Here is a 21,806-nt window from a genome sequence, read left to right as displayed (position 1 = left end):
GCCGCCATGACCGGGCTGGCGCAGGATGAAGGGGATGCGACGTGCTTCTTGAGGCCTTTCTCACCAAAACCCCCGCGACCCTCGATGAGCTTCGGAGCCGCGTCCACCACGCCTTGCAGCGCCATCCGCTTTGTCGCAACGTCGAATTCGACATCGTCGGCATGCCCCGCACCCGCCGGACCAACTGGACTATCAGCCTGCATTCGGTATCGGGGTCCGCTCTGTTCGAAGCCCATGAGATCATAGCCGACATCCAGGAAGCCTATGAGCTCGCGGCGGCGGCCTGATTTTCACGGGCCTCGGCGAGATTTTTTCGACATTTCCGCGCATTAGCGGTTCCAAGGGCATGCTAACGCCGCAATTGGCGTTCAATTTCGTAGAAAGTCCGGCCGCGATGGAGACGTCATTGACTCGGGCCATTACCATCATCGCGCTGACCTGCTTCCTTGTGGTTGGCGCCGCCGCCACCAGCATTTTGAGCCGTGACAGCGTGCCGATGCCGCGCACTGTCGCGGAGGATTCCACGCTCGCTCATCCTGTCTCCAACAAGGAGAGCAAGAAGGACCGCCTCGCGGTCGTGGCCTACGCGCTTGCCGCCTATGAGCCTCCACCGCAGACCCCGGCACAGGCGCAGCTTCAGGCCCAGGCTCAGGCGGCGATCCCGGATCTCACGTCCTCGTTGCGCCAGGCCTATGCCTCGACCGAGCCTGCCGATGTCGGCCTGCCGAAATTGACCGAGCCCGCGAACGAGCCAGCGGCCGCGCAGCCGACCACGCCGGCGCTCCCCAAGCCGAAGGCGGCCGCCAGGCCCGCCGCGCAGAAGAACTACGCGCTGCTCAGCGATGCGCAGATCGCCGGCATCAAGGACCGGCTCAAGCTGACCTCGTCGCAGGAATATTACTGGCCGGCGGTCGAGACCGCGCTTCGCGCCGTCGCCCGCAAGATCCACCAGAAGCGCCAGGCCGATCCGAACGCAGCCGGCGTGCCGATCGATCCGGACTCCGACGAAGTCCAGCAGTTGAAATCGGCGGCAATGCCGCTCCTGTTCCAGTTGCGCGAGGACCAGAAGAACGAGGTCCGCTCGCTCGCCCGCATCATCGGCCTGGAAAAAGTCGCCGCGATGATCTGAGCGGCGTACCGCGGGCAAGTCCGCATCGCCCCCCTCCCGACTGCTCGTAGGGCGGATTACGAACCCGCCCCGCGGTCCTTCTTGCGTGGGTCTGAAATCAGGCGGCCGGAACATCGCGGCATTGCGATTCGCGCCGGGCGCACTCCCATCTTCATGGCATGGTTTCGTGCGCCGTGTTGCGGCATCTAGGTTCGCATCCGGCTGCCGCGACCGCCCCGCTTGCGTCGCAAGCCGGTCAGCGAAGTCTTGTTACTGGATTGTTCTCACGTAGTCATAATCGCAATCATACTCGCATTTGCCTCGGCCTTTCCCCGCTCGCGCGGGGAAAGGTCGAATTTCGAAGGCAACCGTTCAACCGGTCACTCCGTCGCCGTCGGGGAAGCGCAGCGGCAGTTTGAGCCGCACGCGCGTGCCGGATGCATCCGAGCTCAGGTCGAATTCGGCGCCGCAACGCTTGGCGCGACTGCGCATGTTGCGCAGGCCGCGCGAGGCCGGCTTTTCCGTGGCTGCACCATCGGGCGTGATGGCAAAGCCCTTGCCGTCGTCCTCGATGCTGATGCATCCGCGGCCCGCATCAGGGCCTTCCGTCAGCGTCTCGATCGTCACCGTCACGCGGCGCGCTTCCGCATGCCTGACCGCGTTGGTAAGCGCTTCATCCAAGAGCCGCACGATCTGGATGACGTGCCAGGGCCGCAGTTCCGGGTGCACCGGCATGCCCTGCGCGCTTGCCACGCGCCATTCGAGCGCGATGTCGTGGGAGCGGAGTTGCGCCATCGCGCGCTCGCGCCAGGTGCCGAGCGCCAGCATCAGGTCGCCGCCGATATCGTCCATGGAATCGATGACGAGGCGCAGATCCTTCAGCGCCGCCCGCGCCGCCTCGGCGATCGTCGCGCTGGCATTGCTGCGTTCGGCCAGCGCGACGATGCTGACGAGCTGGCCGCCCAGCCCGTCATGCAGGTCGCGCATCAGCCGCGTTCGCTCCAGCGCGAGCGCCGCCGCGCGGGCTCGCTCCTCGTCGCCGGCGAAGCTCGCCTTCAGCCGTTCCTCGGCCTCGCGCACCCGCGTCACCAGGTGGCCGGCAAAACTGTCGACCTCGTTCAGTGCGCGGGCAAACCGCCAGGTCAGTCCGGCACCGATCGCGACCAGCATCGCCGAATAGGACAGCCGCGTGACGAAGATGGGCGGATCCGACGTGATTCCGAAGACGGCTGCGATATCGTGCACCCAGGACGTCAGCACGATGGTGATGGCGCAGCCAAGCAGGAAGCTCGCGACGTCCCGCCGCATCACGACCTCGCGGAACACGATCGCCGCCAGCAGGATCAAACAGAAGCCTACCGTCGGCGCGCCGATCCACATGAAGAGGTCGAGCGTCGTAGCCTGGCTCGCGAACGGCCCCGCAGCCACCAGCGCGAGGCTCGGGGCGAACAGCAGCGCGCCGTAGCGCGGCCACCGCCGGCCGAAGAACAGCAGCGCGAAGCTCACGACCAGCGCGCTTTCGGTCGGGGCGGAGGCGACCAGGATTGCGCTCAGCGCCGAATCCAATGCCGGTCGAACCGGCGGCGGCAGGAATACCTGCTGCACGAATCCCAGCATCATCGCCGCCGCCAGCACGCCATAGGCGGGCTCGTGGCGACGCATGACCCACATGATCGCGAGGATTACGGCAAGGATCGCCTGCCAGGCCGAGAACATCACCGGCAGCGTGACGAACAACAGCGCCCGCGCGTTATAGGACGGGCGCAGCGTCTCATCCGGCCCGACATAGACGCGATCGAGGAAGCCCTTGAGCGGCCCCCACACGAACAGCCGGACGGTGAGTTGATTCTGGCCCTGGCGGAGCAGCGACGATGGGATCATCGCGATCGCGGGCGTGTTGCGGTTGGGGCGGTTGGCGGCGGCATCGCGGCGGGAGTCCAGGATCACGACGCCGTTGACCGCGACTTCCACTGCGTTGATGAAGCGCGGCAGGAACACCGACCAGGCGTGCTCCGCCTCGCTCCCGGTCCACGTGAAGGTCCCGGCAAAGCGCGGCGGATCCTCCAGCGAGAGGCGGGACGACGTGAAGTGAGGCAGCGTGACCGGACCGGTGACGCCGCGTTCCTGCAGCGTGAATTCGGTCCGCGCATAATTTTCCGGCCCGTCAGGCGGCAGCAGGCGCAGCAGCAGGATGCAGGCGACCACGATCAGCGCCTGCGAAATCGCAACCAGTTGCGCGACGCGAAGCCGGCGCCGCCTGTGCGCCGAGACGTCCGCTTTCGCCGCTACTTCGCTCACAGCTTGATCAGGCCCTGCTGCACCGCCTCGAACACCGCCTCGCCGCGCGTATGCACCTCGAGCTTGCGATAGATGTTCTTGATGTGACCGGGCACGGTCTGGCGCGACAGGCCGAGATGGGTGGCGATCTCGGCATAGCTGAATCCCTTGGCGATGCCCCAGAGGATGTCGATTTCGCGCGGCGTGAGTTTCGCGGTGTTGAGCGGCGGCCCCTGCGCCGGCACGGCGCTGTCCTGTGTCCGCCGCACGATGAAGCGCGCGATCGAAGCCGAGATCGGCGAATGTCCGGCGACCAGGTCGCGGACGGTGGTGGCAATGTCGGTCGGAAAGGCATCCTTGAGCAGATAGCCGGTGGCGCCGACCGTGATCGCGGAGATCACGCTCTCTTCGTCCCCGAGTGCCGAGATCACCATGACCTCGGTCTCTGGAAAACGCTGCCGCGTCTCGCGGATCAATTCGACGCCGTGCCCGTCCGGCAGCTTCAGGTCGGTGAGCAGCACCCTTGGCGGGCCATCGGCGAAGGCAGCGCGCGCCTCCGCGAGCGTCGCCGCGGCCCGCACGTCATATCCCGCCTTCGCCAGCGCATCCTGCAACCGCCATGAGGTCGGCGCATCGTCCTCGACCAGCAAAATGCTGATCGCTTGTGCGGCGCTCGTTTCGCCTGACCCCTTCATCCACCCGCTCCCGCCGCATCACGCCCGGCGCACCCGCCGTCAGCATAACCACGGGATGGGATTTTACGACACCATGATTATGGGAACAGGGAGGGCGGCGGCCACCTGCGGATGCAAGGCGCGATCCGGTCGTGCCGGGGGGCGGCTTGCCCGGACAATCTGCGCGATCAATGCAGCAGGTCGTACGCCGCTACGCGATTGATGTCGGCCAAGCGACGGTCGGCGTTGGCCTGAAGGTCGAGGCTACCAACCAGGTCAAGCAGGCGCTGATAGGCGTGGTCTGCGACGTCAACGGGCAGAGGTTCCTCGTCGAAGCTTTCGATATAGCCACCGACGAGATCGCTCAGCAGCCGGCACAAAGCCTGCTGCCCGGGCTCGTCCCTCGTCAACGCGTCGAGTTTTTGCTGGAAGTTTCGGAAGGTTCGCAAGCCATGGTGCTGTTGCGAGAGCCACGCATGCAAGTCGTTCATATCGGCCTCTTCATGTTGCGGAAGAAGCTACCGGCTTATACACGCGGCCGGCTTCCCGCGCCATGGCGATTTTTTTGCCCTACGGCTCTTGAAAGAGACGGAACGGGCTCCAGCCCCCCAGCCACGCTGTTATCGGAATTGGGCAGGCGTGCTAGTATTTCGAGTACGCCCAAGTCTCTTACGTCCAGGTCGCTTGGGTGACGTCTGCATGCAAAGAGGAGAATTCAACCTACAGGATAACAGGGAGGACAGATCATGCCTCGCATAAGTCGGCGTCAGCTACTCAAGCTTTCCGGCGGTGGTGCAGTCGCGGCAAGGACTGGGGGATTGGCGTCAATTCTTGCCCTGAAGCAGGCCCCCGCCTTCGCACAAGCAACGACGCTTCATTGGCTGCGCTGGAACGATTTCGTTCCTGCCTCGGACGAGGTGCTCCGCAAGGTGATCATTCCCGAATGCGCCAAGGCGCTCGGCGTCAAGCTCAACATCGAGATGATCAACGGCAACGACATCCAGGCGCGCACCACCTCGGCGATTCAGTCCGGCACCGGACCGGACGTGATCTGCGCGCTCAACAACTGGGCGCAGCTCTATCCCGAGAGCGTCATCGATGTCAGCGATGTGGCAGAGGAGATCGGCCAGGCGCAGGGCGGCTTCTACGAGGAATCGCGCGTCGTCGCCAATGACGGCAAGAAGTGGATCGCGGTCCCCTGGTGCGTGCTCGGTGCGCAACTGGCGTACCGCAAGTCCTGGTTCGCGGAGATCGGGTACGAGGCCCCGAAGTTCCCGCAGACCTGGGAGGAATACCGCGAGGCCGGCAAGAAGCTCAAGGCGAAGGGCAGGCCCCTGGGGCAGACGGTCGGCCACAGCTTCGGCGACCCGCCGACTTATGCCTATCCGTATCTTTGGTCATGGGGTGGCAAGGAGGTCGAAGCGGACGGCAAGACGGTGACGCTGAACTCCAAGGCGACGGTCGATTCCGTCAAGTTCGCGGTCGGCTTCTGGAGCGACGCTTATGACGAGGGCGGGCTGGCCTGGGACGACAGCAGCAACAACCGGGCCTTCCTCGCAGGCACGATCAGCTCCACGTTGAACGGCGCCTCGATCTACATCGAGGCCAAGCGCAAGCCCCAGGTCTACCTTACCGAAACCGGCACCCCGCTCTGGCAGGACATCCTGCACTCGCCGCTGCCCAAGGGCGCCGCCGGCCAGTTCGGCTATCACCTGCCGATGTCGAACATGCTGATGAAGTATGTGAAGGACCCAAAGCCCGGCAAGGAGTTCCTGCGCTGGATCACCTCGAAACCGGTCTATCAGGCGTGGTTCGACTCGCAGCAGGGCTACTCGGTCGGGGCGACCACGATCTGGGAGCAGGATAAGCTCTGGGAGAAGGATCCCGTGATGCTGCCCTTCCGGACGGCGGCGCGGGCCGGACGTTTCCCTGGCTATGCCGGACCAGCCGACCGCCGTGCAGCCGAGGTGCTGAGCAAGTACATCATGGTCGACATGACGGCAAAGGCGATACAGGGCATGCCGGCCCAAGACGCTGTGAAATGGGCGCACGAGGAGGTCGCAAGGATTTATGCTGCTTGAAGCGTCTTCCTCGGCGCGCTAGGTTTTGATCTCGCCTCGGTGCTGCGGCCCGCGGCCGCAGCGCTCCGGCAGCCGTTCGGAGAAACACTCGATGGCCGTCGACTCCGTCGCCGCTGCAAGACCCTCTGTGGCCGCGCCGCGGCGCGGCCCGGTCACGCGAGTTCTCGAGAACGAGCGCTGGTTCGCTTTCTTCCTGCTGCTGCCGACCGCCGTGCTGCTCGGCCTCTTCATCGCCTATCCCTTCGTCAAGGGCGTGCTGCTGGCCGTGACCGACGCCAAGGTCGGCGTTCCCGGAAACTTCGTCGGACTGCAGAATTTCGCAGTGTTGGCGAACGACAGCATCTTCCGCATCGCAGTCTGGAACACGATTCTCTACACGGCGGTGACGACCGTGTTCAAGCTGGCGCTCGGCTTGTGGCTTGCCCTGCTGCTCAACCGCCATTTCAGGGCGAAGGCCCTGACCCGCGCCTTCATCCTGCTGCCCTTCATCATCCCGACCGTGCTCTCGACCTTTGCGTGGAAGTGGATGTTCGATCCGACCTTCAGCGTCATCAACTGGACGCTCTTTCACCTAGGCATCATCCGCACCCGCATCAATTGGCTGGGCGAGCCCGGACTTGCGCTGATCTCGGTGATGATCGTCAATGTCTGGCGCGGCGTGCCGTTCTTCGCAATCAGCCTGCTCGCTGGATTGCAGACCATCAGTCCGGAGCTGGCCGAGGCGGCCGCGATCGACGGAGCGCGGCCCTGGCAGCGCTTCCGCTATATCACCTGGCCGCTGCTGCTGCCGGTCACCATGGTCGTCGTGCTGTTCTCGGTGATCCAGACATTCGCCGATTTCCAGCTCGTCTATATCTTGACCGGCGGCGGACCGGCCAACGCCACGCAGCTCTTCGCCACCTATGCCTATCAGGTCGGCGTCGGCACGGGTCTGTTGAGCGAGGGCGCGGCGATATCGCTCGCCATGTTCCCGGTGTTGCTCGTCGTCGTCGTGGTGCAGCTCCTCTATATCCGCCGCGTGGAGACGCTCTGATGATAGAAGGTGCGCGCTGGCGTCGCTGGGTCTTCTTCAATCTGCCGCTTGCGCTGTTCGTGATCGGGCTGCTGTTCCCATTCTATTGGATGATGGTGACGACGGTGCGGCCGGACGCCGAGCTCTATCGTCCCTGGATGGCGCCGAACTACACCCCGTTCTGGACCTTCAATCCGACCCTCGACCATATCCGCTACCTCCTGGACGAGACGCTGTTCAGCAGGTGGATGCTGAACACCTTCTTCATCTCGGTACTGGCCACGGTGATCTCGCTTTTCTGCGGGCTCCTCGCCGGCTACGCGCTCTCGCGGCTCAAATTTCCGCTCGCCGGCAGCCTCGGCACCGGAATCTTCATCACCTATCTCGTGCCGCAGACGCTGCTGTTCATTCCGCTCGCCGATATCATCCGCAACTTCCGCCTCGGCGATACGCCCTGGGCGCTCGTTCTCACATACCCCACCTTCCTCATTCCCTTCTGCACCTGGCTGCTGATGGGCTACTTCAAGGCGATCCCGCGCGAGCTCGAGGAATGCGCGCGGATCGACGGCGCGACGCGGTGGCAGGCGATGGTCTACATCGTCTTCCCGGTCGCCGTGCCGGGTATCCTCTCAGCCGGAATCTTCGCCTTCACGTTGTCGTGGAACGAGTTCATCTATGCCCTCGTCTTCCTGTCCTCGCCGGAGCAGAAGACGGTCTCCGTCGGCGTCACCTCGGAGCTTGTCCGCGGCGACGTGTTCTACTGGGGCTCGCTGATGGCCGGCGCCCTTCTCGGTTCGGTGCCGGTGGCGCTGATCTATTCCTTCTTCGTCGAGTACTACGTCGCCGGCATCACCGGGTCCGTCAAAGGGTGAGCCAAAGGGTGAGCGATGTCCCGGGTCATCATACGGAACTTGAACAAGAGGTTTGACGGGGTCCACGCCGTCAAGGACGTGAACCTCGAGATTCACGACAAGGAATTCGTGGTCCTTGTCGGTCCATCGGGCTGCGGCAAGACGACGACGCTGCGCATGGTGGCCGGGCTCGAAACGATCACGTCGGGCGAGATCCTGATCGGCGAGCGGGTTGTCAACGAGCTGCCGCCGATGGACCGCGACATCGCCATGGTGTTCCAGAACTACGCGCTCTACCCGCACATGAGCGTCTACGACAACATGGCCTTCGGCCTGAAGATGCGGGGGTTCGATCGCATCGAGATCGCCGAGCGCGTGAAGGCTGCGGCTGAAATCCTTGGCATCGAGGAGCAGCTCAAGCGCAAGCCGCGGCAGCTCTCCGGCGGCCAGCGGCAGCGCGTCGCCCTGGGCCGCGCCATCGTTCGGCATCCGCAGGTGTTCCTGTTCGACGAGCCGCTATCGAATCTCGACGCCAAGCTGCGCATCCAGATGCGGGTGGAGATCAAGAAGATCCACGACCGCCTCGGCACCACCGCGATCTACGTCACCCACGATCAGGTCGAAGCGATGACGCTTGGCGATCGCGTGGTCGTCATGAAGGATGGTGTCGTCCAGCAGGTGGGCGAGCCGCTCGAGCTCTACAACGAGCCCGCCAACCGCTTCGTCGCAGGCTTCATCGGCTCCCCGGCCATGAACTTCGCGACGGTGGAAATGGCTGATACTGACGGCGCTCTCTGGGCCCGCCATGAGGGCATCCGCATCAAGCTGCCGGCCGAGCTCGCGGGCCGGCTCCGCCAGCATGTCGGAGAGAGTGTCACGCTGGGGATCCGGCCGGAGGACCTGCACGTCGCATCCGGCAGCGAGGAGGCGGACCTCAGCTTCGATGCCGTGGTCGAGGTCATCGAGAAGCTCGGCTCCCAGATTCTGCTGGACGTGAGGGTCGGCCCCAACACGATGGTGGCCGCAGTCGAACCGACCGTCAAAGCGAAAGTCCACGACCGGCTTCGCCTCGCGCTCAATCCCGACCGGCTGTACTTCTTTGACCACGTGTCGCAGGCGGCGATCTGAGGTTTCTCGTAGCCTGCTCGGGATGGCGTGGCGTGTTCGCACGCTTTTGGATGGCAACAAACGTCAACCGTGGCTTCGAGGCGTCGATCGACCCCCGGGCATGGACGGCATCCATCTACTTGTCGAGCCAGACATCCTCCATGCGCCAGCTGTTGAAGGTGCTGTTCACCATAATCGTCAGGCCCTTGACATAGGGACGCTCGCAGGTGCCGCCGCGGCGGTAGAAAATGATCGGCCTCACATCGTCGTTGGCCAGCTTGCGCTCGATCGTCCATAGGATCTGCTTGCGCTTGGCCGCGTCGCCCTCGCGTGATTGCGCCTCGATCATCTTGTCGAACTCGGGATTGCAATAGTTGTCCCAGTTGAGGTTCGAGCCGCAGCCGTAGAACAGCTGCACAACCGGGTCGGGATCGGGCCCGGCCGTCTGCACGTTGAGCGCGACCGTGTATTCCTTGCGCTGAATCTTCGGGAAATATTGCGCCGTGTCGACGAGGTCGAGTTCGCCGTCGATGTAGATCTGCCTGAGCTGACTAATCAGCAGCACCGCTGGATCGCGATACACCGACCAGTCACGCGTCGTCACCTTGATCTTGAGCCGGTTGTCGGGGCCGTAGCCGAGTTTTCGCACCAGGACGAGCGCCTCTTCTCGGTTCTTCTGCACATCGAGGCCGTACCCCGGCAGTTCGGCGATCTGCTCCGGGGGCATACCCCACAGCCCGGCCGGAGGTGGCTGCAAAATGCCGCCGATCTCGCCTTCGCCCTGACCGAGCGTATCGATATAGGCCTTGCGGTCGATCGTCAGCGACATCGCCCGCCGCAGATCGGGATTATCGAACGGCGGCTGGGCACGGTTGATCAGCAAGTGGGTGTTAAGGGTGCCGGGCGACAGCTCGCACACCGCGTCCGGCACTCGCGCGCGCATGTTGTTGTAGCGGGGAACCGAAAGTTCAAACGGGAATGTCATATCGAACCTCCCGGAAACAAACGCCAGGTCCGCAGTCGAAGGCTCTTGGATGATGGTGTATTCGATCCCGTCGAGATACGGCCGGTCCTTCTTCCAGTAATCCGGGTTGCGGGTGACTTTTATGCTTTCATTGGGCTTGAACTCGACGAACTTGAACGGGCCGGTGCCAATCGGATGCTGGCGCATCTGCGTCGCTGTGAAATGGCAGGGATAGATCGCCGAGAATCCGCCGGCAAGCAGCATCGGGAAGGCGGCCTGCGGCCGCTTCAGTTTGAAGGTGACCTCGTAATCACCGTTGGTCGTTACATCGGTTAGGTTCTCATATCCGGTCTTGCGCGGGTTGGCCCGCAGCTTGTCGGGCCGCTTGTCGAGCAGCAGGTCCCAGGTGCACTTGACATCGGCGGCGGTGAACGGCTTGCCGTCATGCCATTTGACGTCCTGACGCAGTTGGAAGGTCAGCGCGGTATCGTCCTTGTTCCACGACCAGCTTGTCGCCAGATCGGTGACTATCGTGTCGAGGTTGACCTGCGGCTTGTGCTGGTCGAAGACGATGAGATTGTTGAACACGCCCATCATCGGCATCTCGGCAGCGATGGTCGACGTCTCGAGGATCGACATGTTGGCCGGGCTGACCGGGCTCGCGAGCCGCAGGATGCCGCCGCGCTTCTGCGCCCAGGCCGGATGGCCGGCAGAAAGCGCCAACAGCAGTGAGCCCGCTGTAATGCAACACAAATACTGCTTCACCATATTGTCCTCCCTGTGTTCGTGGCTCGGTCGCCGAATCGGCCGAGCGCTTAATCTCCGGAGATTCACGCGAGGTCAGAGCAGGAGTGATTGTTCGAAGCACTGCATCGCTAAATTAGGGACTCGCAACGTCAGCGTAATATCGCGAAATTCAACGCTCATAGTTGTATTAGAGCAAGCGGTGAAATCCGACAGCCACACTGCCCCGACGCCGCTCCCCGTCATTGGATGGTTTCAGTACAGAGAGGTGAACGTGTTACTGCTCCAATGGAGTGCGTCCGCTTCTTTGCCAAGTCCGGGCGGGCTCTGAAATGGTCCGCCTATTCGGGTAGACCGGAATTGACTGCCCGACTTCCCTAACGTCACTTTCGACCCCAAGCGGGAGTCTGGGAACAGCCATCCTCTCAAGCTATGCGAAGAGCATTATAACACGCCTGCACCGCCCCGCCGGCCTATCGAACGACCCAAACCTTCGCGCACGCGGCAAGTCTTTCTGGTGCGTGCTTTGCGTTTTCCGTGTTCGCCACCAGAGATGAAGTTGTTAAGCGAGCCGATTTATCGTTGATGTTTATCGGCGTCGTGAGCATGACCGCATCTTCAACTTCTGCGCTCTGGCAGCCAATTTGATAGCTCTGGGCTTTTACTTGAAGGCCCAAGGCTCTGCAGCTCATTGCATGACCATCAGGCTCCAGAGTGTTCACCGTCAATCCGATTTTGCAGACCTTTCTCAAATCGCTCTCAGCTCTTGCTGCTGAGGTTGCGAAGCCGAGCAATAACGCCGAGCAGAGAACAATTCGTGCTGCACACCGACCATCTTGATTTGCGTTGGGCGTGATCTGGTCTCCCCGGGGCCCACCTTGCCCCGCCATGAGGGCATCCGCATCAAGCTGCCGGCCGAACTCGCGGGCCGGTTCCGCCAGCATGTCGGAGAGAATGTCACGCTGGGGATCCGGCCGGAGGACCCGCACGTCGCATCCGGCAGCGAGGAGGCGGACCTCAGCTTCGATGCCGTGGTCGAGGTCATCGAGAAGCTCGGCTCCCAGATTCTGCTGGACGTGAGGGTCGGCCCCAACACGATGGTGGCCGCAGTCGAACCGACCGTCAAAGCGAAAGTCCACGACCGGCTTCGCCTCGCGCTCAATCCCGACCGGCTGTACTTCTTTGACCATGTGTCGCAGGCGGCGATCTGAGGTTTCTCGTAGCCTGCTTGGGACGGCGCGGCGCGTCCGCACGCTTGGCCACGGCATACCGCGAAGACTCGGCGGTTGTTGGCGACAGCAACCTATGACACCATCTGGATACCGAGGTATTTTGACGTCTGGAAGCCTATGCCACGCCGGAAATATGATTGGGAGAAGCTGTCGGATGAGCAGTTGCTCAAGCAACGCCTCGGTAGTCTAAGGGTCGCTGTCGAAGGCACTTGGCTCGAGGATTGTCTCAGCGCTCTCTATGAAGAGCTCGACGGGCGGGGCATCCGGCTGCGGCCACACGCATGGATATCGAGCGAATGGTTCAGTCCGGCAAATGTGCCCGGTATTGCCATCCCATTCTATCTCGCCCATCCTCGCCTGATGAAGCTCGAGAAGAAGATGATGCTCGACGTCGAGGGCGGCACCTGGTCCGAGTGCATGGCCATTCTCCGTCACGAGGCGGGCCATGCGGTGCAGCACGGCTACCAGCTACAACGCCGCCGGCGTTGGCAGCAACTGTTCGGTCCGTCTTCGAAACACTACCCGCGCTACTACCGGCCCAATCCGGCCAGCCGGCATTATGTTCAGCATCTTCGGCTCTGGTACGCGCAGAGCCATCCAGACGAAGATTTCGCCGAAACCTTCGCGGTGTGGCTGCGGCCGCGTTCAAACTGGCGGACGCGATACGCCGGTTGGCCGGCACTGAAGAAGCTCGAATATGTCGACGAGCTGATGGACGAGATCGCAGGGAAGCGACCGCTGCTCACAACGCGAGAGCGCGTCGATCCGCTGCATGAGCTCAGCCAAACGCTTGGCGAGCACTACAAAAAGAAGCAGGCGTTCTACGCCTTCACGCCACCGAAGACTTACGACCGCGACCTTTCCCGGCTCTTCTCCGCCGATCCGCGGCATCAACGGCAGCCGCCGGCTTCGGCCTTCATCAGGCGGCACCGCGCTCAGATCAGGCAGTTGGTCGCGCGATGGACGGGCGAGAACCAATTGACGCTCGATGCTGTGCTTGACGACATGATCTCGCGCTGTCGCGAGCTCAATCTACGTGCGGTCGGCCCTGAACAGAAGCTCGTGATCAACTTCACCATCCTTTTGACCGCCAAGACCATGCACGCGCTGTTTGGCCCGTCACGGCGCAAATGGATTGCACTATGAGACGCCTTCGCATTCTCGTGCTCATGCATCCCGACTGCGTGCCCCCGGACTCGACCGACGGATACACCGCGCAGCAAATCAATGAATGGAAAACAGAATACGACGTCGTGAGTACCTTGCGTGCAGCCGGCCATGAGGTTCGCCCACTCGGCGTGCAGGAGGAAATCAAGCCGGTCCGCGACGAGATCGAGGGATTCAAGCCGCATGTGGTCTTCACGCTGCTTGAGGAATTCCACTATGAGGTCGTGTATGACCAGCACATCGCAAGCTATCTCGAGCTGATGCGGATCCCGTATACCGGGTGTAACCCGCGTGGCCTGATCCTGGCGCGCGGCAAGGATCTCTCCAAGACGTTGGTGCACCATCGCCGGATCGCGGTGCCCGGCTTTGCCGTGTTCCCGATGCGCCACAAGGTCAAACGGCCGGCGCGTCTTGCGCTGCCGCTCATCGTCAAGAGCCTGAACCTGGATGGATCGTTTGGTATCTCGCAGGCATCCATCGTCGATACGGACGAGAAGCTCGCGGAGCGAGTCGCCTTCATCCACGAGCGGGTCGGAACTGCCGCCATCGCCGAGCAGTATATCGACGGACGCGAGCTCTATGTCGGCGTGCTTGGCAACAATCGGCTGCGGGTTCTGCCGGTTTGGGAATTGAACTTTGGCAGCATGGGCGGTCGCGGGGCACGGCACATCGCCACCGAAAAAGTCAAACACGATCCCAGTTATCAGGAACGTGTCGGAATTGAAGATGGGCCGGCCAAGGACCTTGCACCGGAACTATCCGCCCGTATTCAGCGAATAGCGAAACGCATCTACCGGACACTGGGGCTCGATGGATACGCGCGCATCGACTTTCGCCTCTCTGCCGACGGCATTCCGTATTTCATTGAAGCGAATCCCAATCCCGAAATCGCGAAGAGCCAGGAGTTCGCTACAGCGGCTCGGCATGACGGACTAGACTACCCGGATCTGCTGCATCGCATTCTGGCCCTCGGAATAAGCCGTGCAAAGGCCGGCGTATCCCTGGGCTGAAACACAACACGAGACGGGCATGCACGGCGGGGGTGCGGGCTTCATCGGCTCATTCTGCTGGGCGTGAGGGGCGGCCCCAACACGATGGTGGCCGCAGTTGAACCGACCGTCAAAGTGAAAGTCCACGACCGACTTCGCCTCACGCTCAATCCCACCGGTTCGGGGAGGAGGTTGATATAGATCAACACTTGATGAAGTGGATCGTCGCTAGAGAAACAAGCTGCAGCAAAAGTTAGTCAGTCGTTCAATCGCTGATATCATATGGAGGCGCGCAATGAGTAAGCTTGTTTCGGTAGGACTGATCGCCGCGGCCATGTTCGCTAATCCGGCCATGGCGGCGTGGTACGACAAAAACGGCGCAGTCATCCATCCCTCCCGCGTCGTTCACTGCATCCGAGCTCCAGACACTGGCCAGTTTGCCGGAGGTCCGTGGAACAATCCTCCTTGCGAACCGGCAACCCGGGGCTCAGGCACCAGGGCGGCGTGGCGCGACAGAAATGGCGCAGTCGTTGCTCCCTCCCGCGTCGTTCACTGCATCCGGGCTCCAGACACTGGCCAGTTTGCCGGAGGTCCGTGGAATAATCCTCCCTGCGAACCGGCAACCTGGCGCTAAGGCGCCCAGGTAACACTAAAAAGCGCGTATGGGTGGGCGAAAAGCCCGGTCTGTCCAGGGCTGCCTTCTTCGATCTCTACATCGACCCGCGCGAAGAAGGCGGCAAGATGCTGCCAACGTTCCTTGCGAAGGGAATGTTCAATGTCAGGACGGTTCGCTGACGCTGTACGCCGGCGCCAAATCGCCGGGCGTAGACAGGGAGAGCAACTGGCTGCCCGCGAGTGGCCCGTTCTCGCTTTAAATTCTCGCCCACTGGGCTGGGCGCCCCATCCTCGATGGTCAGTGGAGACCGCCGCTTGTCAAGCGAGTACAATAGGCAGTTAACTACGGCGTGCGCGACGTGGTTCCGAGATGCGAACGAGGACGATATATCGAACGTCGGTTGTTGGCCCGAGTCCGACAAGCGGGACGTCGCCGTGAATGTCTGTTCGGGAAGGTGAAGCGGTCGCGTGCGAGGATCTGGACCCCGCAGGTAAGGCAAGGCCCACGGCCTATCTTTACGACATCCAAGCAAACGTGGATGCTCTGTGCGCGAAAGCAGGAGGGCTGCAGATGAGGAATCGCACGATCCTTGCCGCCTTTGCGATCATGGCTTCTGTCTCAATTGCCCACGCCCAGGAATGGGTCGCCCAGGCAAGTGCGCAGCCTGCCTCAAGTGAGAAGATTCGCAACCTCGACGCCCAATCCGAGGAGGAATGGTACTACGCGGTGGGCATCCAAAACTATGTATTCACGCTTCCGCTCACGATGCTCGAGCGAGAGCGGAGGATAAGGTTAGATCCGGTTGCGCTGGAGAAGGCGAAGAAATTTGCGCCGGCCGCACCGATCAATCAGATCGGCCACATGAAGGCGCTCGCGACCGCCGATGACGTCATGCCCTACACCCCCAACAATGACACCGTTTATAGCGGCGCGGTGCTCGAACTGGCCGAGCAGCCCATTATCCTGACAGCGCCCGACATTTTGGACCGTTACTGGTCGGTCGAGGTCGCCGACGTCTACACCAACAATCTTTTCTACATCGGCACGCGCGCGACCGACGGCAAGGGCGGAAACCATGCGTTTGTCGGGCCTAACTGGAAGGGCAAGCTTCCGGAGGGTGTCATCGAGCACCGTGTGCCCAGCAACACCATCATGTTCGCCATCCGCATAGGCGTAGTTCCTCAGGACAATGAGGATCTGGCAAGGGTCAACGCTCTGCAGGAGAACTTCCATCTGACTTCGCTGAGCAATTGGGGCGACAAGAGCAAGTTTGGCCAAGCGCCGGTTCCTCGGCTCGCGAAACGGCCAGACTACCAGGGAGACCTGGCCTATTTCCAAACGGTGGCCGACCTGCTTGCGGAGAATCCTCCGCCGAGAGACCAGGAAGCTGCCGTCATCCTGCTCGGCCGCGGCGGCATCAATGTGGGTCAGCCTTTCGACGTCTCCAAGCTCGACGAACCCGCCCACAAGGGGCTCGCGCGGGCCGCTGAGATGGGACCGCAGATCATGAAGTGGAAAGTGAAGTTCCGCGGCACTCCCTATCCCACACGCTGGAATAATCTGCGCCCTGGCACCTACGGGTTTGACTATTTCGACCGCGCGGCAGGAGCGCTTGAAGGCCTGTTCGTTCATGACCGCGAAGAAGCGGAATATTTCAGCAGCTATGAAGACGGCAGCGCCAAGTTACTCGATGGCGCGAACAGATACACGGTTCATTTCAACAAGGACGAACTTCCTCCCACCCTGAAGCACGGCTTCTGGTCGTTCACCATGTATGGCTCCGATTTTCAGTTGGTGAAAAATCCCATCAACCGTTTTTCGATTGGCGACCGAACCAAAGGGCTGACCTACAATCCGGACGGCTCGCTGGATATCTACATTCAGAATCAGGCGCCGACGGGACTTGAAGGAAACTGGCTCCCTAGCCCGCCGAGCGGATTGTTTCGCATCAACTATCGGATTTACCTTCCAGCGGGTGATGCTCGAAATCCCACGACGCTGAGCAAATATCTTCCTCCGATCAAACAAGCCAATTGATGTGGGCAAGCGCGGCAGCCCGGTGTTGCTTAGGTCAGCTCCTGGCCCCAAGGGCGAAGTCGGGGCAGGCTCAAAAATGGTCCGCTTATGAACGTAGACCAGAACGATCTAACCTCCTTTCAAGCTCCGCTTCTGCGCCGTTTGGACCGACGGCACGCGCGGCCTTGCCTCTGCGTCAGATGCTCGGCGGGATGCTGACATCCGTGCGGCTCTTCGCGGTGTGCGCCCGCTGAATGGGGCGGCTAGTCGCACCAACAGCGAGTGGGGTTATTCTTGGCTTTGTCTCGAATGGTGGCGAGTTGGTGCCCCTGGCCGGAATCGAACCAGCACTCCTTGCGGAACTCGATTTTGAGTCGAGCGCGTCTACCAGTTCCGCCACAGGGGCATTCGCCCCATCAGCCCGGAGGGCTGGCGTCGCGAAGCGGGCGGAATATAGCGGGCGGGGTGTCGGGGTCAACCCGCGCGGTTTTGATCCCAACGTGGCTCGACAGCGGTACATCCAAGGGATACCACCTTGGTATTGAAGGAGCTTTAGCCGTGACGCTCGCGACCGCCAATCCGCTGTCCACACGTAGATCGGCCAATCCGGCGCTGACTGCGTCGGCAATCGTGGCTGGCATCGCGGCGGCGACGCTGGCGGGGGCCTGGTTCTTCCAGCTCGTGCTGGAGATCCTGCCCTGTCCGCTTTGCCTCGAGCAGCGCTATGCCTATTATCTCGCGGTCCCGCTCGGGGTGCTGGTCGCGTTCGCCGCTGCGAAGGGGGCACCGCGCCCGATGCTGCTCGCCGGGCTCACGGTCCTCGCGCTCGCCGCGCTCGTCAATGCCGGGCTCGGCGCCTATCACGCCGGCGTCGAATGGGGCTTTTGGCAGGGGCCGACCGATTGCTCTGGCCCGATCGTCGATCTCGGCAAGGCCGGCACGCTGCTGCAGCGGCTGGATACGGTGAAGGTAATCCGTTGTGATGAGGTGCAGTGGCGCTTCCTCGGCCTCTCGCTCGCCGGTTACAACGTGCTGATCTCGCTGCTCATGACCGCTATCGCCGCCTGGGGCTTTGCGCGGACCGCGCGCGCCTGATTGCACTCTCCGGCATTCCGGGCGCGACGAGTCGTGAGAGCCCCAGCATGACAGACTCCTCATCCCGAGGAGCCGCGTGAGCGGCGTCTCGAGGGATGGCCGCGGGCGAGACTGGGGCCTCATGGTTCGAGACGCGCCTGAGGCGCTCCTCACCATGAGGGGTAAACCATCGCGCAGGGAAAGCCGGTGTTGCTCCGGTTGACCTGTGGTCCTACCCCCGTGCTTTTTGTTGCACGGGGCCCATGGGTGCAACCGGCACCCGGCTTTCCCTGCGCCCTCTGCTATCGAGGAGGGTGGAAAGTGACGCAAAGCTCGGACGCAACGCGCCGCGAGAATGCGGACTCACATCTCTTCCCATACTCCACCGTCATGCCCCGCGAAGGCGGGGTATCCAGTATCCGGCGGCTTCCCGGCTCATGCTCAGACGCCTCTGGAATACTGGATCGTCCGGTCAAGCCGGACGATGACAGCGGAGAAGCTGTTTGACAGTTGAATCAGAAAGCTCCGCTCGCAATGACGATGAGACGTGCCCACTAATCGTCCACGTCCTCCTGCGGCCGGCCGAACAGGTGCACGATGCCCGGCGTCGCCAGCGTGACGAACACGAAGCGCGAGAGGTGGTGCGCGCCGACGAAGATCGGGTCGATGTGCAGCGTCAGCGCGAGCGCCAGCATGGCGTCCATCGCGCCGGGGGCAAAGGCGACGACGACATCGGAGAGATGAACCTGCGTGGTCAGCGTGATCGCCGCGACGAACATCGCGGAGATCACGATCGCGACCGCGAACGAGCCCAGCCCGGCGTTGATGTGGCTGCGCAAGGTCGAAAGCTTCATCCGGGCAAAGCGCGACCCGATCAGGGCGCCGATGCCGACCAGCGCGACGCCGCGCACCCAGGGCGGCAGGCCGCCCTCGATCGCGCCGACGCCGTGCAAGAGGCTGGAGGCGAGCATTGCGCCGAACATCCAGCTTGCCGGAAATTTCGCCCAGCGCAGCACCAGCGCTGCGACGATGGAGGCGGCGATCAGCGCCGCGAGCTCGATCGGCGAGGCACTGGCGGAGGCGATCGTCGGCGGCGCCGCCGGTGCTATTCCGAGCAGCGCCAGCATCAATGGCAGCGCGGCGGTCAGGATGATCACGCGCATGGTCTGCACCACGGCGATCGCCGCGACGTCGGCGCCCTTCTCGATCGCGAGCATCGTGATCTGCGACAGCGCGCCGGGGCTGCCGGCGAGGAAGGCCGAGGTCTGGTCCCAGCCATGCACGCGCTGCAAATAGAAGCTGCTGCCGAAGATCGAGCAGACGGTGGCGAGCGCCAGCAGCGCGATAGTGAGCGGATAGGCGCTCACATGCTGGATCAGTTGCCGGGACACCAGCGAGCCCAGGGAGATGCCGAGCAGGATCAGCACGGTCTGGGTCACCGCCGGCGGCACGGTGAGCGGCCGGCCGGCGAGCGCGGCAATGCCGACCGCGATCATCGCGCCGGAAATCAGCCCGCCCGGCAGGTTCGCCCATAGAAACAGCAGGCCGCCCGCGGCGCCGATGACGAGCGTCTCGGTCGTATTGAGGAGGTTCGCGCGGCTGGGAACGGCAAACGCCATCGATGCGGGGAGCAGGTTCACGGCGGCGTTATGCCAAATCCGCAGGCCCGCGACAAATGCATCTCGCGATTGCAGCAATGCGCCGGATTTTTAGTTAGAGCATGATCCGGAAAAGTGGAAACCGGTTTTCCCTCGCGACAAACGCGAAGCGTTTGCGCGGAGATCATGCTCAAACCAGAGCGCCGGCGCCTCTGCTCACATTCCCTTTTCGGCGGGGCGGGGTGCCGCCTTTACTTCGTGCCCGCGCTCGTGCCGGCGGCTTCCTTCAGGCATTCGCGGCGGAATTTCTTGCGCTCCTTGCCGTGCAGGCTCTTCGCATCGGCCTGCTTGGAGCATTCCAGCGAGGCGGCGCTGCGCGCCTTCTTCTCTTCCGGCATCGGCGCCTTGGTCTCGGTCTTGGCTGTTGTGTCCTTCGGCGCAGGCGCGGTGGTCTGCGCAAAGGCGGTGCCCGTCAGCAGGAAGGCGAGGGCGGTTGTGGTGGCGAGGGAGGAAAGCTTCGGCATGGAGCACCTCGAATTGGTGAAGGTGAAAACGGTCGCTGCCCGATGCTGAACCGCCGATGAATATCGCGCATGTCGGTCGCCACAATATTTTGACCGCGCGATCCGCCAACGCGTTGTCGCAAGTTCCGGTTGCGTTAGGATGCGGCCCTCGTCAACGCGCTGAGGTTTGACGAAAAGGGAGAACAAGCATGACAATTCAAACCAAACTGCTTTGTGCGATGGCGGCCTCGGGGCTCGCCGCATTCGTGATGTCGGCGCCGGCGCAAGCCCTGACCGCGCAGGAATGCAGCGCCAAGTATCAGGCCGCCAAGGCAGCCGGGACACTGAACGGCCAGAAGTGGAACGACTTCCGCAAGGCCCAGTGCGGCGCGGACGCAACGCCCGCCGCCGCGCCCGCAGCACCAACGGCCGCCGCTCCTGCGCCGGCCCCCGCCGCGAAGGAAGCCAAGAAGGAAGCTGCCCCGAGCGCAGCGCCTGCATTGCCGGCGGGACCGGCGGTATTCCCGACCGCGGTCGATCCGAAATATTCCAAGGAGACCGAGGGCAAGGCGCGCATGCACACCTGCGTCGATCAGTACAACGCCAACAAGGCCACCAATGCCAATGGCGGGCTGAAGTGGATCCAGAAGGGCGGCGGCTATTACAGCGAATGCACCAAGCGCCTGAAGGGCGCCGCTTGATCTCGAAGCCGACGGTGCGGCCGGCGATACAGCGTCGGCCGCATCAGCCTTTATCGTGCCGCCTTTCGGCCGACTTTGCGGTGAGCTCAGCAAAGCTGCGTGACATATGCGCCTGCCGAGCGTAGACAGCGAACGCAGCCGCGAGATTTGACATGAGCCCATCGACCGATCGTGCCGGGATCAATCCGGAACCCACGCGCCGTGCCGCGCTCGGCCTAATGGCTGTCGGCGTCACGCTGCTCGGCGGCACTGCCGCTGCGCAGGAAGAAGAAAAGGTGCTGACCGAAGCCGCCGTGCTGCGCGATCCGGAGATTCCTGTCGCCGGCAACGCCAAGGGCGACATCAGCATCGTCGAGTGGTTCGACTACCAGTGTCCCTATTGCCGCAAGATCGAGCCCGAACTGCGGCAGGTGGCGCAGGACGATGGCAAGCTGCGTCTGGTGTGGAAGGACTGGCCGATCCTGGGCGATGTGTCCAAGGTCGCGTCGCGTATGGCGCTGGCCGCGAAGTATCAGGACAAGTTTCAGGCGGCGCATGAAGCGATGATGGGCCTCACCACGAAGCTGACCGAGCCGCGGATCAAGGAGGTGCTCGCCGGTGCGCGTATCGACATCGATCGCCTGAACCGCGATCTCGCGGCCAATGCCACGTCGATCGATGCCATTCTGGCGCGCAACAATGCGCAGGCCGAGGCCTTCGGTTTCCAGGGCACGCCGTCCTTCATCGTCGGCAAATTCCGCGTGCCCGGCATCCTGACCAAAGAGCAATTTGTGCAGGCCATTGCGGATGCGCGCAAGGCGAACATGAGCCGTTAGATCTGGCAGGTCCTCGCTAGCGCGATGAGATCTTCTGCCAATCCTCATGGGCGCGCGCTTTCAGCGCCTTCAGGTCATCGGCGGCAACGTCCCAGTTGACGATGGTGCGGCCGTTCTGCGCGACCTGCCCGCTCGCCACGCTCGACGTCCGCATCGAGTCGTAGAGATAGACGCCCGCGACCAGCAGCAGCGCACCCAAGATCATTCCGAGAAACATTCGCATGACGATCCCTCCGGTGACCGCTGATAACGGAGATGGCCGCCGGATGGTTCCGGG

The 21,806-nt window shown here is 62.8% G+C and carries 22 protein-coding genes and 1 tRNA gene; 14 read left to right on the top strand and 9 right to left on the bottom strand.

Annotation, left to right across the window (positions count from 1 at the left end):
• Positions 1 to 41 precede the first annotated feature (41 nt).
• Together ACVJGD_RS24310 and ACVJGD_RS24305 are read left to right on the top strand one after the other, a co-directional pair.
• Positions 42 to 287 (top strand): hypothetical protein, encoded by a 246-nt coding sequence (locus ACVJGD_RS24310; protein WP_456636680.1) that lies wholly within the window; start codon positions 42 to 44, stop codon positions 285 to 287.
• Positions 288 to 406: 119 nt separating this feature from the next.
• On the top strand, positions 407 to 1,129 hold the full coding sequence (locus ACVJGD_RS24305) for a hypothetical protein (protein ID WP_456636679.1): 723 nt from the start codon (positions 407 to 409) through the stop codon (positions 1,127 to 1,129).
• A gap of 351 nt (positions 1,130 to 1,480) precedes the next feature.
• Here ACVJGD_RS24305 and ACVJGD_RS24300 read toward each other — a convergent pair whose 3' ends face one another.
• The 3 genes from ACVJGD_RS24300 to ACVJGD_RS24290 all read right to left on the bottom strand — a co-directional run bounded on the left by ACVJGD_RS24300 (position 1,481) and on the right by ACVJGD_RS24290 (position 4,550).
• A complete protein-coding gene (locus ACVJGD_RS24300) occupies positions 1,481 to 3,406 on the bottom strand; it encodes a sensor histidine kinase (RefSeq protein ID WP_456636678.1) in 1,926 nt (641 codons plus the stop codon).
• Complete coding sequence (locus ACVJGD_RS24295; RefSeq protein ID WP_456636677.1) at positions 3,403 to 4,080, bottom strand: response regulator; 678 nt, start codon at positions 4,078 to 4,080, stop codon at positions 3,403 to 3,405. Before ACVJGD_RS24295 ends, ACVJGD_RS24300 begins: the two co-directional genes overlap by 4 nt.
• Positions 4,081 to 4,247: 167 nt before the next feature.
• Positions 4,248 to 4,550 (bottom strand): hypothetical protein, encoded by a 303-nt coding sequence (locus tag ACVJGD_RS24290; protein ID WP_456636676.1) that lies wholly within the window; start codon positions 4,548 to 4,550, stop codon positions 4,248 to 4,250.
• A gap of 255 nt (positions 4,551 to 4,805) precedes the next feature.
• Between ACVJGD_RS24290 and ACVJGD_RS24285 the strand changes: the two genes are divergently transcribed.
• The 4 genes from ACVJGD_RS24285 to ACVJGD_RS24270 all read left to right on the top strand — a co-directional run bounded on the left by ACVJGD_RS24285 (position 4,806) and on the right by ACVJGD_RS24270 (position 9,131).
• Entirely contained in the window at positions 4,806 to 6,140 is a 1,335-nt protein-coding gene (locus ACVJGD_RS24285; RefSeq protein WP_456636675.1) for an ABC transporter substrate-binding protein, read from the top strand.
• A gap of 91 nt (positions 6,141 to 6,231) precedes the next feature.
• Complete coding sequence (locus ACVJGD_RS24280; protein WP_456636674.1) at positions 6,232 to 7,173, top strand: carbohydrate ABC transporter permease; 942 nt, start codon at positions 6,232 to 6,234, stop codon at positions 7,171 to 7,173.
• A complete protein-coding gene (locus ACVJGD_RS24275) occupies positions 7,173 to 8,024 on the top strand; it encodes a carbohydrate ABC transporter permease (protein WP_456636673.1) in 852 nt (283 codons plus the stop codon). Before ACVJGD_RS24280 ends, ACVJGD_RS24275 begins: the two co-directional genes overlap by 1 nt.
• A gap of 15 nt (positions 8,025 to 8,039) precedes the next feature.
• Positions 8,040 to 9,131: an ABC transporter ATP-binding protein gene (locus ACVJGD_RS24270; RefSeq protein ID WP_456636672.1), complete on the top strand. Its 1,092-nt coding sequence runs from the start codon at positions 8,040 to 8,042 to the stop codon at positions 9,129 to 9,131.
• 115 nt (positions 9,132 to 9,246) lie between these two features.
• Here the strand turns inward: ACVJGD_RS24270 and ACVJGD_RS24265 are convergent, their stop codons facing one another.
• Positions 9,247 to 10,842: an ABC transporter substrate-binding protein gene (locus ACVJGD_RS24265; protein ID WP_456636671.1), complete on the bottom strand. Its 1,596-nt coding sequence runs from the start codon at positions 10,840 to 10,842 to the stop codon at positions 9,247 to 9,249.
• A 449-nt stretch (positions 10,843 to 11,291) separates the two neighbouring features.
• Positions 11,292 to 11,708, bottom strand: a complete 417-nt coding sequence (locus tag ACVJGD_RS24260; RefSeq protein WP_456636670.1) for a hypothetical protein — start codon at positions 11,706 to 11,708, stop codon at positions 11,292 to 11,294.
• Between ACVJGD_RS24260 and ACVJGD_RS24255 the strand changes: the two genes are divergently transcribed.
• The 5 genes from ACVJGD_RS24255 to ACVJGD_RS24235 all read left to right on the top strand — a co-directional run bounded on the left by ACVJGD_RS24255 (position 11,697) and on the right by ACVJGD_RS24235 (position 16,859).
• Positions 11,697 to 12,029, top strand: coding sequence for a TOBE domain-containing protein (locus ACVJGD_RS24255; RefSeq protein WP_456636669.1), 333 nt, complete (start codon positions 11,697 to 11,699; stop codon positions 12,027 to 12,029). The genes ACVJGD_RS24260 and ACVJGD_RS24255 overlap by 12 nt on opposite strands.
• A gap of 138 nt (positions 12,030 to 12,167) precedes the next feature.
• Complete coding sequence (locus tag ACVJGD_RS24250; protein WP_456636668.1) at positions 12,168 to 13,196, top strand: putative zinc-binding metallopeptidase; 1,029 nt, start codon at positions 12,168 to 12,170, stop codon at positions 13,194 to 13,196.
• Positions 13,193 to 14,227 carry a D-alanine--D-alanine ligase family protein gene (locus tag ACVJGD_RS24245; protein ID WP_456636667.1) on the top strand — a complete coding sequence of 345 codons (1,035 nt, stop codon included), beginning with the start codon at positions 13,193 to 13,195 and terminating at the stop codon, positions 14,225 to 14,227. The genes ACVJGD_RS24250 and ACVJGD_RS24245 overlap by 4 nt, the downstream gene beginning before the upstream one ends.
• Before the next feature lie 645 nt (positions 14,228 to 14,872).
• Positions 14,873 to 15,001, top strand: coding sequence for a hypothetical protein (locus tag ACVJGD_RS24240; protein WP_456636666.1), 129 nt, complete (start codon positions 14,873 to 14,875; stop codon positions 14,999 to 15,001).
• 259 nt (positions 15,002 to 15,260) lie between these two features.
• The gene (locus ACVJGD_RS24235; protein WP_456636665.1) at positions 15,261 to 16,859 is read left to right on the top strand and encodes a DUF1254 domain-containing protein; all 1,599 of its coding nucleotides are present in this window, start codon (positions 15,261 to 15,263) and stop codon (positions 16,857 to 16,859) included.
• A 300-nt stretch (positions 16,860 to 17,159) separates the two neighbouring features.
• On the opposite strand, the gene ACVJGD_RS24230 is transcribed toward ACVJGD_RS24235, so the two are convergent.
• Positions 17,160 to 17,244: transfer RNA gene (locus ACVJGD_RS24230), tRNA-Leu, on the bottom strand.
• Between the two features lie 176 nt (positions 17,245 to 17,420).
• On the opposite strand from ACVJGD_RS24230, the gene ACVJGD_RS24225 reads away from it, so the two are divergent.
• On the top strand, positions 17,421 to 17,933 hold the full coding sequence (locus ACVJGD_RS24225; RefSeq protein ID WP_456640354.1) for a disulfide bond formation protein B: 513 nt from the start codon (positions 17,421 to 17,423) through the stop codon (positions 17,931 to 17,933).
• Between the two features lie 533 nt (positions 17,934 to 18,466).
• Here the strand turns inward: ACVJGD_RS24225 and ACVJGD_RS24220 are convergent.
• Both ACVJGD_RS24220 and ACVJGD_RS24215 read right to left on the bottom strand, forming a co-directional pair.
• Positions 18,467 to 19,531: an AbrB family transcriptional regulator gene (locus ACVJGD_RS24220; protein ID WP_456640353.1), complete on the bottom strand. Its 1,065-nt coding sequence runs from the start codon at positions 19,529 to 19,531 to the stop codon at positions 18,467 to 18,469.
• A gap of 230 nt (positions 19,532 to 19,761) precedes the next feature.
• The gene (locus ACVJGD_RS24215; RefSeq protein WP_456636664.1) at positions 19,762 to 20,034 is read right to left on the bottom strand and encodes a PsiF family protein; all 273 of its coding nucleotides are present in this window, start codon (positions 20,032 to 20,034) and stop codon (positions 19,762 to 19,764) included.
• A gap of 188 nt (positions 20,035 to 20,222) precedes the next feature.
• Here ACVJGD_RS24215 and ACVJGD_RS24210 point away from each other — a divergent pair, with 188 nt between their 5' ends.
• A complete protein-coding gene (locus ACVJGD_RS24210; RefSeq protein ID WP_456636663.1) occupies positions 20,223 to 20,714 on the top strand; it encodes a hypothetical protein in 492 nt (163 codons plus the stop codon).
• Positions 20,715 to 20,866: 152 nt separating this feature from the next.
• On the top strand, positions 20,867 to 21,529 hold the full coding sequence (locus ACVJGD_RS24205; RefSeq protein WP_456636662.1) for a DsbA family protein: 663 nt from the start codon (positions 20,867 to 20,869) through the stop codon (positions 21,527 to 21,529).
• A 16-nt stretch (positions 21,530 to 21,545) separates the two neighbouring features.
• Here the strand turns inward: ACVJGD_RS24205 and ACVJGD_RS24200 are convergent, their stop codons facing one another.
• The gene (locus ACVJGD_RS24200; protein WP_456636661.1) at positions 21,546 to 21,752 is read right to left on the bottom strand and encodes a hypothetical protein; all 207 of its coding nucleotides are present in this window, start codon (positions 21,750 to 21,752) and stop codon (positions 21,546 to 21,548) included.
• Positions 21,753 to 21,806: the final 54 nt, after the last annotated feature.

Source organism: Bradyrhizobium sp. USDA 10063, from assembly GCF_054063735.1.
The sequence above is the reverse complement of the archived record's forward strand: the minus strand, read 5'-3'. Positions and strand labels throughout refer to the sequence as shown.